A 15,590-nucleotide genomic window follows, 5' to 3' on the forward strand; every position below is an offset into this window, starting at 1 on the left:
GCGCCACCCGCCGTATGTCAGAAAACGGATCAGAAAATTTTGGAGAACTTATCAATATTGCTGGCATCGTAGACGAACGGCTCAGCCATCGCGCCGCTGCCGTCCGCATCCAGTTTCACTTTGCCGAGTTTGCCCATGCTGGCCTCGGTTTTGGTGGCGCTGCCTTTCACTAAGTCATCCGCCAGGTAAGTGGCGGCATAGCCCAGATCGATCGGGTTCCAGATGGCGAAACTTTTGGTCGCGCCGGATTTCACCGCCCCCGCCATTTCAGACGGCAGGCCGAGACCGGTCACGTACACTTTGCCAATTTTGCCCTGATCCTTCACCGCCTGCGCGGCTGCTACTATGCCGACCGACGACGGCGAAACGATCACTTTCAGATCCGGATATGTTTTCAGCAGGCCCACCGCTTCGCGATAGCTCTTGTCAGACAGATCGTCGCCATAGGCGGTGGTCACCAGATTGACGGACGGATACTTCGGCAGCACCTTTTTCATTTCCGCAATCCAGGTGTTCTGGTTCGCAGAGGTCGGCGTGGCGCTTAAGATCGCCACATCGCCTTTTTCGACGTTCAGCGCCTTCAGCGCTTCGGCGGCGAGCTTGACGTTGGTTTCGCCGATCAGCGCATTGTTCGAGGGATTCAGATGGATCTGGCGGCCGGCTTTCGCCACGCCGGAGTCCCAGGAGACGACTTTGATACCACGCTGCATCGCTTTTTTCAGCACCGGCACCACGGCGTCCGGATCGTTGGCGGAGATGGCGATCGCATCCACCCCCTGGGCGATCAAGCCGTTCAGCACTTCGATCTGCGCTTCGGCGGTAGTGGTGGTGGGGCCGGTATAAATGACTTTTACATCACCTAACTCTTTGGCGGCTTCCTGCGCGCCGACGTTCGCTGCTTCAAAAAAACCATTACCTAATGATTTTGCCACCAGGGCGATTTTGACTTCTGCTAATGCGGAACCGGACAACGCCAGCGCAGCAACGGTGAGGATTAAGCTTGCTTTAATTTTCATTGCTTGTACTCCACGAGTTAGTTTTTGTAGGGATGGCAGGTGGTATTCGCCCCGTCTTCGTGAGCGGGGCGCGATGTTGTTATTTGTACAAATCTAAAGCGGACTGCACCGGCGTCACGCCAAAGCGTTTGCCGAGGGCGATTAATTCCTCCCGGGTGATGGTCTGTTTCATGCCGCCCATCGAGTACACCTTCACCAGCACTTCAGCGGATTTTTCGGCGGTGTCAATCAGGCCAAAGGCTTCATCCAGCGTCGGGCCACTACCAAAGACGCCGTGGAACGGCCACAGCACCAGCGAATGTTTCGCCATTGCATCGGCGGTGGCCTGACCGATTTCATCGGTGCCGGGCACCATCCACGGCAGAATGCCGACGCCGTCCGGGAACACCACCAGGCATTCGGTGCTGCCTTCCCACAGTTTGCGGGTGATAAGGTCAGAGTCGTTTTCCAGCACGTAGGTCAGGGCGATGAGGTTGGTGGCGTGGCAGTGCATGATCACGCGATCGCGGCCATGGGTCGCTTTGATGCGTTCACAGTGTGAGCGGAAATGCGCGGGCAGCTCTGATGTCGGTACGGCATCGTCGGTCAGCCCCCAGAGAATGTGGTAGCCCGCGCCGTCGCTGTCCACCTTGACGATGCCGAGGTTGGCGGTGGGATCGAGCTGCACGTTACGGAAGAATTTACCGGAGCCGGTGACGATAAAGGGCGTGTTAGCCAGCAGCGGCATCGGTTGGCTCAGGGCGATGTAGCGCGGCTCTTTATGGAAATCTGCGGCGAAAGAGGTGATGTCTGCCTCATCCAGGCGCAGCGTCAGGTTGCCGCCGTTACGCTCGTCCCAGCCTTTCAGCCAGGCGTCGGAGGTGGCTTTGATCATCCCCTGGACAAACCAGGCGTTAGTGATGTTCTGCATAGTCTTGTGGTTCCTTTGAAAACGCCGGGTGGCGCTGCGCTTACCCGGCCTACATTTATCTCAATGCCGGGTGGCGCTACGCTTACCCGGCCTACATGTCATGCGTAGGCCCGGCAAGCGAAGCGCCGCCGGGCGGTGTATTTACTGGCGTTCGGCCAACACGGTTTTCTCATACGCCCGCACGCTGTCGAGCCACTGGCTGCCGACCGGCGTGTCGTTGCGCTGACAATACATTTCCCATACCGCCTGCCACGGCAGCGATTTCTGCTCTTCCAGCAGCGCCAGACGCGCGGTGTAATCACCGCTCGCTTCCAGGCGACGCAGTTCGTCGGTCGGCTCCAGCAGGGCGCGCAGCAGGGCTTTTTTCATGTTGCGGGTGCCGATCACCCAGGCGGCGATACGGTTGATGGAGGCATCGAAGAAATCGAGGCCAATATGTACGCGGTCAAACAGGTTATGACGGACGATCTCGCTGGCGATGGCCTGGGTTTCGTCGTCCAGCAGCACCACGTGGTCGCTGTCCCAGCGCACCGGGCGGCTGACGTGCAGCAACAGGCGCGGCACGTAGAGCATGGCAGCGGAGATTTTGTCGGAGATCACTTCGGTCGGGTGGAAGTGACCGGCGTCCAGGCACAGCGCCGTCTGGCGGCTGGTGGCATAACCCATGTAAAACTCGTTAGAGCCGACGGTGTAGCTCTCGGCACCGATGCCGAACAGCTTGCTCTCCACTGCATCAATGTGATGCGCCAGGCTCAGCTTCTCGCTCAGCGCCTCGTCCAGCGCGGCGACCAGACGCTCACGCGGCGCGAGGCGGTCAACGGTGACATCTTTCATGCCGTCCGGGATCCAGATGTTCATCACCGACGGCGTGCCCAGTTGCTCGCCGAAATACGCCGACACGCGACGGCAAGCTTTCACGTGGTCGATCCAGAACTGGCGGATCTCATCGTTAGCGTGGGACAGGGTAAAGCCATCGGCGGAAAGCGGATGCGAGAAACACGACGGGTTGAAATCCAGGCCCAGCTGGTTCTCTTTCGCCCAGCTCACCCAGTTTTTAAAGTGTTCAGGTTTGATGGCATCGCGCGCTACCGGCTCGTCGGATTCCAGATAAATGGCGTGCAGGTTCAGGCGCTTCGGCCCTGGAATGAGGCTCAGCGCCTGCTCCAGATCGGCCCGTAACTCTGTTGCGTTGCGCGCCTTGCCCGGATAGTTACCGGTCGCCTGAATGCCGCCCGTCAGGCCGCCCAGCGGGTTTTCAAACCCGGCGACGTCATCGCCCTGCCAGCAGTGCATGGACACCGGCAGGCGATCGAGCTGGCTCAGCGCCGCCTCGACATCAATGCCCACCGCGGCGAAGCGCTGTTTTGCCAGTTCCCAGGCCTGTTCAAGTTGAGTGGTCATGCGCAAAGCTCCTTTGTTGGTCGTTTTTGCTGAAACTGCGCAACATAGCGAGCAATTTCATTATCAGGATGAGGGGTGTAAGTGGTGAGGGCGTAACTGGACGCCACCACCTCACGGAAAGCGTCGACATTGTTCAGCTCGTCCAGCGTCATTAACTGCACGCCGATGTTGCCGAGCGTTGAGGCCTCAACGGGGCCAGCCACCACGGTGATGCCGCAGGCATCGGCGCACAGCTGGTTGAGCAACTGGTTCTGGCAGCCGCCGCCCACGATATGCAGCTGGCTGAAGGCTTTACCGCGAAGCTGCGCCAGTTCGTGCAGCACATCGGCATACAGCAGCGCCAGGCTGTCAAAAATGCAGCGCGCCAGTTCAGCGGCGGTGTGCGGTACGGGCTGGCCGTTTTCCCGGCAGGCGGCCTGCAATTCGCGGCTCATGTTTTCCGGATTAATAAAGCGCGCGTCGTTCGGGTTGATGACGAAACGGCAGGCGGGCAGGGCGGCGGTGCGGGCGATCAGATCCGCCAAATCCTGCACGTTCTGCTCTTTCAGCACCCGTTGCAGCAGCCACAGGCCCATGATGTTTTTCAGCACACGATAGCGGCCTTCCGCGCCCCCTTCGTTGGTGATGTTAGCGGCAAGCGCCTCATCGCTGGTGTAGGGCGTTTTGCTTTCAAAGCCCATCAGCGACCAGGTGCCGGAGGATAAATACGCGGCGTCTTTGCCGGCCAGCGGCGCGGCGATCACCGCGCTGGCGGTGTCATGGCTGGCGACGGCAACCACCGGCACGTCAGCCCAGTGACCGATCACATTGCCGGGATGGGTGGGGGTGCCAAGCCAGGCGGCGGGTACGCCCGCCCAGTCGAGCAGCGTCTCGTCCCAGCTGTCGGTGTGAATGTTTACCAGCTGCGTGGTGGTGGCGTTGGTGTATTCCCAGTTGAGCTGGCCGGTCAGCCGGAAGCTGAAATAGTCGGGGATGAGCAGCGCATGGGCGACGCGCGCCATCAGTTCCGGCTGCTGTTCGCTTAACGCTTTAAACTGATAGAGCGTGTTGAAGGGTAAAAACTGAATGCCGCTGCGACGATAAATATCGGTTTTACCGGGCTGCGCTAACGCCCGCGCCATTACGCCATCGGTGCGGCTGTCGCGGTAGGAAACCGGCAGACCGACACGCTCGCCCTGCGCATCAATCAGCACGTAATCCACGCCCCAGGTATCTATGCCGATGCTGTCGATGGCGATGCCCTGCTGACGGACTTTATCCAGCCCGCAGCGGATTTCCGCTTCCAGGCTGTCGATATCCCAGCACTCGGTGCCGTCAATTTTTTGCAGACAGTTACTGAAGCGATGAATTTCGCGAAGCGTAAGGGTACGCGGCTCAACGTCGAAGCGGGCGAGCATTACGCGCCCGCTTGATGCGCCTAAATCGACTGCGACGCAATGGCGAAAAGTCATGGAGCGATCCTCTGGTGAGTCATTGCCGCCAGTCTAAAAAAGGGCCAGCAGGATCACCTTCTTGCCAGTGACAGGCCCAAACCGCCGCTGGCAAGAAACCAAAGATGAACGTGAGAGAGTTCACAATTTCCACTTATCAGCGGTTTTTCAGCCGCTGTGACCGCCGCCGCATTTCCTGAACTTTCCGACAGTTTCTTGAAAAATCGACAGGCTTTGCGCGCTTTGCTGTCAAAAATTCAAGGTGAGAACAGAGGGCGTTAATTACTATATTGAGAACGTTTCTCATCGACAGGGGTTGCTATGACCGTATTACACAGCGTGGACTTTTTTCCATCAGGTTATACGCCTGTTGCTATTGAACCCCGGCTGCCCCAGGCGGCATTCCCGGAACATCATCATGATTTTCATGAGATTGTGATCGTCGAGCACGGCACCGGTATTCACGTCTTCAATGGTCAGCCCTACACCATCAGCGGCGGCACCGTGTGCTTTGTACGCGATCATGACCGGCATCTCTATGAGCACACCGATAATCTGTGCCTGACCAATGTGCTGTACCGCTCCCCGGACGCGTTCCAGTTCTTATCCGGCTTAAACCAGTTACTGCCGCAGGAGCAGGACGGGCACTATCCGTCTCACTGGCGCGTGAATCAGGGCGTATTGCAACAGATCCGCCAGATTGTCGGGCAGATGGAAACGGCGGATGAGGGCAAGGATACGGCGGCGCTGGCGAACCGTGAGATCCTCTTTATGCAGTTGCTGGTGCTGTTGCGTCGCAGCAGCCAGATGGAAGGGGCGGCGAATAACGATGCGCGCCTGAATCAGTTGATGTCGTGGCTGGAAGATCATTTTGCGGAAGAGGTGTGCTGGGAGTCGCTGGCGGATCAGTTCTCGCTGTCGCTGCGCACCCTGCACCGTCAGCTCAAGCAGTACACCGGTATGACGCCGCAGCGCTATCTGAATCGCCTGCGGCTGATCAAAGCGCGACATTTATTGCGCCACAGCGACCATAGCGTCACTGACATCGCTTTTCGCTGCGGTTTCGGCGACAGTAACCACTTTTCAACGCTTTTTCGCCGGGAGTTCGACTGGTCGCCGCGCGATATCCGCCAGGGGCGCGACACGCTTTTACAGTAGCTGCGCGTAACGAGAGATTTATCACCGTATTTTCGCCAGAAAACAGCTAATAATGAAAGGTTAATCGCTGTTGAGGTGACCTTGTGGCAGGCCAGTTAATTCTTCGCAAAGCCGATTTTTTTGCCCGTACCGGACAGGCGGTGGCGGTGGCGGATCGCTACCCGCAAAACGTCTTTGCGGAGCATTCCCACGAGTTTAATGAACTGGTGCTGGTGTGGCGCGGCAACGGGCTGCACATTCTGAACGACCGGCCTTACCGCATCACCCGCGGCGATCTGTTCTATATCCGCGCCGAAGATCGCCACTCTTACGCCTCGGTGAACGACCTGGTGCTGCAAAATATTATCTACTGCCCGGAGCGCCTGACGCTGGCGCTGGACTGGGCGGCGCATATTCCGGGGCTACAGGGCCGTGAGCAGTCGCCCTACTGGCGGCTTGGCAGCACCGGCATGACGCAGGCGCGGCAGGTGATCACCCAGCTGGAGCAGGAGAGCGCCAGAACGGACGAGCTGGCGAACCCGCTGGCGGAGGCGCTGTTCGCGCAGCTGATCCTGACGCTTAAACGGCATCGCTACGCCACGGATAACCTGTCGGCTACCGCCAGCGAGGCGCTGCTCGACAGGCTCATCACGGCGCTGGCAGGCAGCCTGAACCGGGCCTTTGCGCTGGAGACGTTCTGCGAGCAAAACCAGTGCAGCGAACGCGCGCTGCGGCAGCAATTCCGCACCCAGACCGGCATGACCATCAACAACTATCTGCGCCAGCTGCGCATCTGCCACGCGCAGTATTTGCTGCAACATACGGAACTGTTAATCGGCGAAATCGCCATGTGCTGCGGCTTCGAAGACAGCAACTATTTCTCGGTGGTGTTTACCCGTGAAACGGGCGCGACGCCAAGCCAGTGGCGGCAACGCTTAGCGCCAAAATTGACAGTGTCATAACGAAAAGTTATAACCACACAGAAACTACGGCATTGATAAACATTTTCAATACCAGTTAATTAACTATAATGAACCAACTGCTTACGCGGCGTTAACACTTCAGCCGCCCGACAATAATGGAGATGAATATGAGTTATACACTGCCATCCCTGCCATACGCATACGACGCTTTAGAACCGCATTTCGATAAGCAGACGATGGAAATCCATCACACCAAACACCACCAGACCTACGTAAACAACGCTAACGCAGCGCTGGAAAGTCTGCCTGAATTCGCTAACCTGCCGGTTGAAGAGCTGATCACCAAACTGGATCAGCTGCCGGCAGACAAAAAAACCGTACTGCGTAACAACGCGGGCGGTCACGCTAACCACAGCCTGTTCTGGAAAGGCCTGAAAACCGGTACCACCCTGCAGGGCGACCTGAAAGCGGCTATCGAACGTGATTTCGGCTCTGTTGAGAAATTCAAAGAAGAGTTCGAGAAAGCGGCTGCCACCCGTTTCGGCTCCGGCTGGGCGTGGCTGGTACTGAAAGGCGACAAACTGGCTGTAGTCTCTACTGCAAACCAGGACAGCCCGCTGATGGGTGAAGCAATTTCTGGCGCATCCGGCTTCCCGATCCTGGGTCTGGACGTGTGGGAACACGCTTACTACCTGAAATATCAGAACAAACGCCCGGATTACATCAAGGCGTTCTGGGAAGTGGTTAACTGGGACGAAGCAGCGGCACGTTTCGCGGCTAAAAAATAAGTCCTGCTCACCTTCTGGTGAATCTGTCCAGCCCCTGTCGGTAAGCCGACGGGGGCTTTTTTTTGCCCGCTACAGGCCGAAAACCTCGTCGATGGCACGCGTCTGCGCGACGTTCAGCGTGCCGCCCGCGTTACGCGATGTCGTTCCGCAATAACCAAATTTGCGCGCCACCACGGTTTTAATGGTGGTGACAAAATCATCGCCGATGGCGTAAATCGCCGACAGCTTGCCAATCTCCTGCTGAACCTGCTGTAAAGTTTGCAGATCGCCCCGGGCGAAGGCTTCACGCGCGCGGACGAACAGCTCCGGCACAATGTTATTCAGCCCGGAAATCACCCCGGCGCCGCCTGCCAGCTTGTTGGGAATAAAATACTCGTCGTAGCCGGAGAGTACGGCAAAATCCTCCCGTACCGCCCGGGTGGCGAGGATCATATTGCGGGTGTGCGACTGGCAGTCCACGGTGTCTTTGATCCCGGCGAAGTCAGGGAATTCTGCCACCAGCGTGGCGATAAGCTCCGGCGTCAGATCACAGCCGGTACGCGCCGGAAAGTTATAGGCGAACCATTTGCCGGTCAGCTGCTGCCCGAGCGCGCGGTAGTAGCTGAGCAGCTGCGCAGATGTCTGTCCGTAGTAGTAGGGCGGCAGGATCATCACCGCGTCGTAGCCCGCGTCAAAGGACGCCTGCGCCATACGCAGTATATCGCTCACGCAAGTGGAGGAGACGTTTGCCACCATCGGCAGCGACGACATGGCCCGTGCTTCGCGGATCAGCGACAGCCGCTCTTCCAGCGTAAAGGAAGCGAATTCGCCGATGCTGCCCATCAGCAGAATCACGTCGATTCTGGCGTCGGTCAGGCGGGCGAGATGCTGGCGCAGGCCGTTAAAATCTATCTTGCCGTCGGTTTCCATCGGCGTAATGGACGGGCACCAGACGCCCGTAAAGCGTGCATCACTGGACATGTTGTTGACTCCTTGAATGTGAAATGGCGTTTCAGAAGTTAGCTAAGTGATAGCACGGCTTGCAGCATTTCACGCCAGTGGTGTACTTTTTTTGCGCGCTGATGCCGCAAAAATATTGTATTTGGCGGCGTTTCCGGCCAGCCTGAAGCGCAGTGGAATTATGACAAAGGGAGACGATATGCAATATCCGATGGAGGTATTTTCCGGCAAGGTGCGCGATTATCCGGGCAGCCGCCCGAGCGCCATTGCGAAAGTGCAGGTGGATGGCGAACTGACGCTTACGGAACGCGGCCTGAAAGATGACCAGCAGGCGGAGAAAAAGATCCACGGCGGCCCCGACCGTGCGTTATGCCACTATCCGCGGGAACATTACGCCCAATGGGCGCGGGATTTCCCGGACCAGGCGGCGCTCTTTGTCGCCCCGGCCTTTGGCGAGAATCTGTCGACCGTCGGGCTGACGGAGAAGAACGTGTATATCGGCGATATTTTCCGCTGGGGCGAGGCGCTGATCCAGGTGACGCAGCCGCGCTCGCCGTGCTTTAAGCTCAATTTCCACTTCGGCATTCCCAATATGGCGACGCTGATGCAGGATCGCGGTCACACCGGCTGGCTGTACCGTATCGTGGCGGGCGGGAAGGTGTTCAGCGATGCGCCGCTGGAGCTGGTATCCCGTTGCAGCGAGATCAGCGTCCATGAGGCGGGTGTCATTGCCTGGCATACGCCGTTCGACGATGAGCAGTATCATCGCCTGCTGTCAGCGGCAGGGCTGTCGGTGAGCTGGGCAAGAACCATGCAGAAACGGCGGATTAGCGGCAAAATCGAAGACAGTTCGCGGCGGTTGCGCGGGTAACCGGCGTTGCCCTCTCCCGGTGAAGGAGAGGGCGCTACATCAGGCTCGCTTGCTATACAACGGCAGCCAGAGGGTCAGGCGCAGGCCGCCTAACGGGCTGTCGTCGGCTTTCACCCAGCCGCGGTGCTGCTGGATGGCGGTTTCCACAATCGCCAGGCCCAGCCCTGTGCCGCCGGACTCGCGATCGCGGGCCTCGTCGGTGCGGTAGAACGGCCGAAAAATCTGCTCGCGATCTGCCGGGCTGACGCCCGGACCGTCATCATCCACGTGAATGGTGATGCCGTCTTTATCCACCGCAAATCCCACTTCAATCTGCGTGTGTGAATAACGCAGCGCATTACGCACGATGTTTTCCAGCGCGCTTTCCAGCGCGTTCGGGTTGCCGTACAGCGGCCATGGCCCTGGCGGGAAGGTCACCGTCAACGTCTTGCCCATCTGTTCGGCTTCAAAGGCGGCGTTGTCCAGCACCTCGCTCCACAGCTGATTCGCTTTCATGGTTTCGCTGACCAGCGCGTTTTTCTGCTGATTGCGCGACATCACCAGCAGGTCGTTGATCATGCTGTCGAGCCGCTGCGCTTCGGTTTCGATGCGCTCCAGCTCTTTGCTTTCACCACTGCGACGGCGCAGCAGGGCGGTGCCCAGTTGCAGACGCGTCAGCGGGGTGCGCAGTTCATGCGAAATATCAGAAAGCAGGCGTTGCTGCGAGGTCATCATGCGTTCCAGGGCCGTCACCATCTGGTTAAAGCTGGCCCCGGCGGCGAGGAATTCCTGCGGCCCCGCTTCCAGTTCCGGATGCTGACGCAGGTTACCCTGCGCCACTTCATCGGCAGCATTTTTCAGCTTACGCGCCGGTTTGGCGAGACTCCACGCCAGCCATAACAGCAATGGCGAACTGACCAGCATGGTGACAATCAGCAGTAATAACGGGCGGTCAAAAAGCAGGTTAATAAAGTCTGACTGCGAGCTGCTGGCCGGACGAATGAGATAGAGCTGGTAATTATCTTCCCCATCCCTGATGGAAAATGGCCCTACCAGCTCTACCCGACCGTACTTTTTCTTCTGCGGGTGGTCGGAGTTATCCGCCTGCCCGATGAAGTTACGAATGATCTGCATTTCGCTGCGTTCTGCGCCAATCACGCGCCCTTCGCTGGTCACCAGCAGCAGGCGTTGACCCGGCGGCGCCCATTTGTCGATCGCGCGGAATAATCTGCGCCACCACATCAGGTCGTTCGGCGGATCATTGGCCAGTTCCGCTTCGACATGCTGTTCGATCATCACGCCCTGGCGCTGTTCGCTGTCGAGCAACTCCGTCATCTGACGGGAGTCCAGCTTCGGCACCATCAGTACCAGCATCAGCACCAGTGCCAGCGTTAACCAGAAAATGGCAAAGATGCGCGCAGTCAAACTTCCAATCATGAAGCAGAAACCATCAGATAGCCGCGACCACGCAGGGTTTTAAACCACGGATGTCCGTCTTTGCGTTCCGGCAATTTACGGCGCAGGTTGGAAATGTGCATATCGATGGCGCGATCGAACGGCGTTAAGCGCTTACCCAGCACTTCCTGGCTCAGATGTTCACGGGAAACGACCTGGCCCAGATGCTGCGCCAGCAGATAAAGCAGCGTGAATTCGGTGCCGGTAAGTTCCAGCGACTGTCCATCAAAGCTGGCTTCCTGACGGCCTGGATTGAGGCTTAAGGCGTCGACTTCTAAAGTAGGGGAACCGTTATCGCTGTTTTGCTGCTGCTCGCTCCAGTGTGAACGGCGCAGGATGGCGCGGATGCGCGCAACCAGCTCACGGTCGTTGAAGGGTTTAGGCAGATAATCGTCCGCGCCCAGCTCAAGGCCAAGTACGCGATCCAGTTCGCTGCCGCGTGCAGTCAACATAATAACGGGCGTCTGGTGTGTCTGGCGAAGCTCTTTAAGTGTATCAATACCGTTTTTCTTCGGCATCATCACGTCGAGCAAAAGTAAATCGATACTGTCGTCAAGGAGGTCGAGCGCTTGTTCCCCATCATGGGCAACCAACACGTCAAAGCCTTCCATGTCGAGCAGTTCCTTTAACAGGGATGTAAGCTCTCGGTCATCATCAACTAACAGGATTTTATTCATTGTTTAAATACCTCCGAGGCAGAAATTACGTCATCAAGGCGCGCTAATCCATGACTTTACGTTGTTTTACACCCCCTGACGCTAGTTTTCAGCCTGAACCGTACACTGGCTCTCGTTGAATCGCGAAACAAAAGATTTTGGGAGTAAGTGATGCGCAATGTTACCGCTGCCGTCATGGCCTCAAGCCTGGCATTCAGTGCAGTCAGCCAGGCAACTGGAGACGTAACAGGCGATAACTGGCATCCAGCAGATGGACTTACTCAGCGTAGCAGCCAGAGCCACATGTTTGACGGTATTAGTTTAACCGAACATCAGCGACAGCAGTTACGCGATCTCATGCAGCGGGCACGGCACGACCAACCCCCTGTCAACGTGAGCGACGTGGAGACAATGCACAACCTTGTCACCGCACAAAAATTTGATGAAAGCGCTGTGCGCGCTCAGGCAGAAAAAATGGCACAAGAACAGGTTGTTCGCCAGGTCGAAATGGCCAGGGTTCGCAACCAGATGTACCACCTGCTAACGCCGGAGCAGCAAGCGGTTTTACATAAGAAACACGATCAGCGAATGAAACAACTGCGCGACGTCGCGCAAATGCAGCAAAGTTCATCGTTGAAGTTATCGAGTAGCAGCAGTACCGGTAGTAACCAGTAACACCCTGTTTTCCTTGCCATAGACACCATCCCTGTCTTCCCCCACATGATGTGGGGGTTTTTTTTGCCCGCAATTTGCCACCGGGATCCTTTAAATCTGCAATTTCACACCCTTCGATGTGCCTTTTCATCACAATGAGGCTTTTTTCATCCGTTATACTGGTTCCTGTGTTCTGGCAGGAGTCTCTATGAATCAATCTTATGGACGGCTGGTCAGCCGGGCGGCGATTGCGGCGACGATCCTCGCAAGCGCGTTACTGCTGATCAAAATCGTCGCATGGTGGTACACCGGGTCGGTCAGCATTCTGGCGGCGCTGGTGGATTCTCTGGTGGATATTGCCGCCTCGCTCACCAACCTGCTGGTGGTGCGTTACTCTTTACAGCCTGCGGATGACGAACACACATTTGGTCACGGCAAGGCGGAATCGCTGGCGGCGCTGGCGCAAAGTATGTTTATTTCCGGCTCGGCGCTGTTCCTGTTTTTGACCGGGATACAACATCTGGCGCGCCCGGAACCGCTCAATGCGCCGGGGATCGGGGTGGTTGTCACTGTGATTGCCCTGATAAGCACAGTCATCCTTGTAACCTTCCAGCGCTGGGTAGTAAGAAAAACCCAAAGCCAGGCGGTAAGGGCGGATATGCTTCATTATCAGTCTGATGTTATGATGAATGGCGCGATTCTCATCGCCCTTGGCCTGTCCTGGTATGGCTGGCACCGTGCCGATGCGTTATTTGCATTAGGTATTGGTGTTTATATATTGTACAGCGCGCTACGTATGGGTTATGAGGCGGTTCAGTCATTATTGGATCGCGCGTTACCTGACATCGAACGTCAGGAAATATTCGAAATCGTCACTCGCTGGCCTGGAGTCAGCGGCGCGCACGACCTTCGCACGCGGCAGTCAGGGCCGACCCGCTTTATACAGATTCATTTGGAAATGGATGACAATCTTCCCCTTGTTCAGGCGCATCTGGTGGCTGAACAGGTTGAGCAGGCGATCCTGCAACGCTTTCCGGGGTCGGATGTCATCATCCATCAGGATCCTTGTTCGGTAGTACCTCAGGAAAAGGGTACGTCAATCAATGCTTTGTGATCGGTTGTAAAAGAGTGAGTCAGGCCACTTTTTTGTACAGAAATTAGCGCCATTTCGCCTGACCTGAATCAATTCAGCACAGAGATATTGATATACTATTCGCAACATCGTTGTTCACTCCTTCGGGGGAGTCGCTTCGGGCAACAGAATTCATTTTGCATTCCAAAGTTCAGAGGTAGTCATGATTAAGAAAATCGGTGTGTTGACAAGTGGCGGTGATGCGCCGGGCATGAACGCTGCAATTCGCGGCGTGGTTCGCGCGGCATTAACGGAAGGCCTGGAAGTTTGTGGTATTTATGACGGTTACTTAGGTCTTTACGAAGATCGTATGGTGCAGCTCGACCGTTACAGCGTGTCCGACATGATCAACCGTGGCGGTACTTTCCTTGGCTCCGCACGCTTCCCGGAATTCCGCGAAGAGCATATCCGCGCTGTGGCTATCGAAAACATGAAAAAACGCGGTATCGACGCGCTGGTGGTCATCGGCGGCGACGGCTCATACATGGGTGCGAAGCGTCTGACTGAAATGGGCTTCCCGTGCATCGGTCTGCCAGGCACCATCGATAACGACGTGGCGGGTACTGACTACACCATCGGTTACTTCACCGCGCTGCACACGGTTGTTGAAGCCATTGACCGTCTGCGCGACACCTCTTCCTCTCACCAGCGTATCTCCATTGTTGAAGTGATGGGCCGTTACTGCGGCGACCTGACGCTGGCTGCGGCTATCGCGGGCGGTTGTGAGTTTATCGTACTGCCGGAAGTGGAGTTCAGCCGCGAAGATCTGGTTAACGAGATCAAAGCCGGTATCGCGAAAGGTAAAAAACACGCCATCGTTGCCATCACCGAGCACATCTGCGACATCGACGAGCTGGCGAAATACATCGAAGAAGAAACGCAGCGTGAAACCCGCGCCACCGTACTGGGCCACATCCAGCGTGGCGGTTCGCCGGTGCCTTACGACCGTATTCTCGCTTCCCGCATGGGCGCTTACGCCATTGAATTGCTGCTGCAGGGCCACGGTGGTCGTTGCGTCGGTATTCAGAACGAAAAAATGGTGCACCACGACATCATCGACGCTATCGAGAACATGAAGCGTCCGTTCAAAGGCGACTGGCTGGACTGTGCCAAAAAACTCTATTAATGCCTTCTCATCCCTCTCCGCCCGGAGGGGGATGCTTTTCTTATTCCTCACTGTTATAGCCAATCTTTTTTTATTCTTTAATCATTGGTTCGCTTTCTGGCACGCTGCTTTCATCACAACACAACAGCATATGAGAGTGAGCAATGAACAAATGGGGCGTGGGATTAACTTTACTGCTGGCATCCGGCAGTGTTCTGGCGAAGGATATTCAGTTATTAAACGTGTCTTACGATCCAACGCGTGAGTTGTACGATCAGTACAACAAAGCGTTCAGTGCTCACTGGAAACAGGAAACCGGCGATAACGTCGTGATCCGCCAGTCGCACGGCGGCTCGGGCAAACAGGCAACCTCAGTTATCAACGGCATTGAGGCCGATGTGGTGACGCTGGCGCTGGCCTATGACGTGGATGCGATTGCCGAACGTGGCCGTATCGACAAAAACTGGATCAAACGCCTGCCGGATAACTCCGCGCCGTACACCTCCACCATCGTCTTCCTGGTGCGTAAAGGCAACCCGAAACAAATCCACGACTGGAATGATCTGATCAAACCGGGCGTCTCTGTGATCACGCCGAACCCGAAAAGCTCCGGCGGCGCACGCTGGAACTATCTGGCGGCCTGGGGCTACGCCCTGCATCACAACAACAACGATCAGGCTAAAGCGCAGGACTTCGTGAAGTCGCTGTTTAAAAACGTTGAAGTGCTGGATTCCGGCGCACGCGGCGCGACCAATACCTTCGTGGAACGCGGTATTGGCGATGTGCTGATTGCCTGGGAAAACGAAGCGCTGCTGGCGACCAACGAACTGGGCAAAGACAAGTTTGAGATCGTCACGCCGAGCGAATCCATTCTGGCCGAGCCGACCGTTTCCGTGGTCGACAAAGTGGTCGAGAAGAAAGACACCAAAACCGTGGCCGAAGCCTATCTGAAGTATCTCTACTCACCGGAAGGTCAGGAGATCGCGGCGAAAAACTTCTACCGCCCGCGTAACGCGGAAGTGGCGAAAAAATACGAAGGCGCCTTCCCGAAACTGAAACTGTTCACCATTGATGAAGAGTTCGGCGGCTGGACGAAAGCCCAGAAAGAGCACTTCTCTAACGGCGGTACTTTCGACCAGATCAGTAAGCGTTAATTATCCTCTGCTGCCCGGCGACACGAGTGAGTCGGGCAGC

The 15,590-nt window shown here is 56.8% G+C and carries 15 protein-coding genes; 8 read left to right on the plus strand and 7 right to left on the minus strand.

Annotation, left to right across the window (positions count from 1 at the left end; translation table 11 throughout):
• Window positions 1-29: 29 nt before the first annotated feature.
• The 4 genes from rhaS (BMF08_RS05980) to rhaB form a co-directional block, all read right to left on the minus strand.
• Complete coding sequence (gene rhaS, locus BMF08_RS05980) at window positions 30-1,016, minus strand: rhamnose ABC transporter substrate-binding protein (RefSeq protein ID WP_072571358.1); 987 nt, start codon at window positions 1,014-1,016, stop codon at window positions 30-32.
• 79 nt (window positions 1,017-1,095) lie between these two features.
• On the minus strand, window positions 1,096-1,926 hold the full coding sequence (gene rhaD / locus BMF08_RS05985) for a rhamnulose-1-phosphate aldolase (protein ID WP_072571357.1): 831 nt from the start codon (window positions 1,924-1,926) through the stop codon (window positions 1,096-1,098).
• A gap of 141 nt (window positions 1,927-2,067) precedes the next feature.
• The gene (locus BMF08_RS05990) at window positions 2,068-3,327 is read right to left on the minus strand and encodes an L-rhamnose isomerase (protein WP_072571356.1); all 1,260 of its coding nucleotides are present in this window, start codon (window positions 3,325-3,327) and stop codon (window positions 2,068-2,070) included.
• Entirely contained in the window at window positions 3,324-4,778 is a 1,455-nt protein-coding gene (gene rhaB, locus BMF08_RS05995; RefSeq protein ID WP_072571355.1) for a rhamnulokinase, read from the minus strand. Before rhaB ends, BMF08_RS05990 begins: the two co-directional genes overlap by 4 nt.
• A gap of 300 nt (window positions 4,779-5,078) precedes the next feature.
• Here rhaB and rhaS (BMF08_RS06005) point away from each other — a divergent pair, with 300 nt between their 5' ends.
• From rhaS (BMF08_RS06005) to sodA, 3 genes are all read left to right on the plus strand, one after another.
• A complete protein-coding gene (gene rhaS / locus BMF08_RS06005; protein ID WP_072571354.1) occupies window positions 5,079-5,915 on the plus strand; it encodes an HTH-type transcriptional activator RhaS in 837 nt (278 codons plus the stop codon).
• 83 nt (window positions 5,916-5,998) lie between these two features.
• On the plus strand, window positions 5,999-6,856 hold the full coding sequence (rhaR, locus tag BMF08_RS06010) for an HTH-type transcriptional activator RhaR (RefSeq protein WP_072571353.1): 858 nt from the start codon (window positions 5,999-6,001) through the stop codon (window positions 6,854-6,856).
• Between the two features lie 128 nt (window positions 6,857-6,984).
• Window positions 6,985-7,605 (plus strand): superoxide dismutase [Mn], encoded by a 621-nt coding sequence (gene sodA / locus BMF08_RS06015; protein WP_072571352.1) that lies wholly within the window; start codon window positions 6,985-6,987, stop codon window positions 7,603-7,605.
• A gap of 69 nt (window positions 7,606-7,674) precedes the next feature.
• Here sodA and BMF08_RS06020 read toward each other — a convergent pair whose 3' ends face one another.
• Complete coding sequence (locus BMF08_RS06020) at window positions 7,675-8,565, minus strand: dihydrodipicolinate synthase family protein (protein ID WP_072571351.1); 891 nt, start codon at window positions 8,563-8,565, stop codon at window positions 7,675-7,677.
• A 178-nt stretch (window positions 8,566-8,743) separates the two neighbouring features.
• Between BMF08_RS06020 and yiiM the strand changes: the two genes are divergently transcribed.
• On the plus strand, window positions 8,744-9,415 hold the full coding sequence (gene yiiM, locus BMF08_RS06025; protein WP_072571350.1) for a 6-hydroxyaminopurine reductase: 672 nt from the start codon (window positions 8,744-8,746) through the stop codon (window positions 9,413-9,415).
• 39 nt (window positions 9,416-9,454) lie between these two features.
• Here yiiM and cpxA read toward each other — a convergent pair whose 3' ends face one another.
• Window positions 9,455-10,831: an envelope stress sensor histidine kinase CpxA gene (cpxA, locus tag BMF08_RS06030; RefSeq protein WP_072571349.1), complete on the minus strand. Its 1,377-nt coding sequence runs from the start codon at window positions 10,829-10,831 to the stop codon at window positions 9,455-9,457.
• Window positions 10,828-11,526 (minus strand): envelope stress response regulator transcription factor CpxR, encoded by a 699-nt coding sequence (gene cpxR / locus BMF08_RS06035; protein ID WP_072571348.1) that lies wholly within the window; start codon window positions 11,524-11,526, stop codon window positions 10,828-10,830. Before cpxR ends, cpxA begins: the two co-directional genes overlap by 4 nt.
• A gap of 150 nt (window positions 11,527-11,676) precedes the next feature.
• Between cpxR and cpxP the strand changes: the two genes are divergently transcribed.
• From cpxP to sbp, 4 genes are all read left to right on the plus strand, one after another.
• Window positions 11,677-12,180, plus strand: a complete 504-nt coding sequence (cpxP, locus tag BMF08_RS06040) for a cell-envelope stress modulator CpxP (RefSeq protein WP_072571347.1) — start codon at window positions 11,677-11,679, stop codon at window positions 12,178-12,180.
• Window positions 12,181-12,367: 187 nt separating this feature from the next.
• Window positions 12,368-13,273 carry a CDF family cation-efflux transporter FieF gene (fieF, locus tag BMF08_RS06045; RefSeq protein ID WP_072571346.1) on the plus strand — a complete coding sequence of 302 codons (906 nt, stop codon included), beginning with the start codon at window positions 12,368-12,370 and terminating at the stop codon, window positions 13,271-13,273.
• Between the two features lie 181 nt (window positions 13,274-13,454).
• The gene (gene pfkA, locus BMF08_RS06050) at window positions 13,455-14,417 is read left to right on the plus strand and encodes a 6-phosphofructokinase (RefSeq protein WP_072571345.1); all 963 of its coding nucleotides are present in this window, start codon (window positions 13,455-13,457) and stop codon (window positions 14,415-14,417) included.
• A gap of 143 nt (window positions 14,418-14,560) precedes the next feature.
• On the plus strand, window positions 14,561-15,550 hold the full coding sequence (sbp, locus tag BMF08_RS06055; RefSeq protein ID WP_072571344.1) for a sulfate/thiosulfate ABC transporter substrate-binding protein Sbp: 990 nt from the start codon (window positions 14,561-14,563) through the stop codon (window positions 15,548-15,550).
• The last annotated feature ends 40 nt before the right edge of the window (window positions 15,551-15,590 follow it).

Origin of the sequence: Enterobacter sp. SA187 (assembly GCF_001888805.2) — a bacterium.
Taxonomy (GTDB): Bacteria; Pseudomonadota; Gammaproteobacteria; order Enterobacterales; family Enterobacteriaceae; genus Enterobacter_D.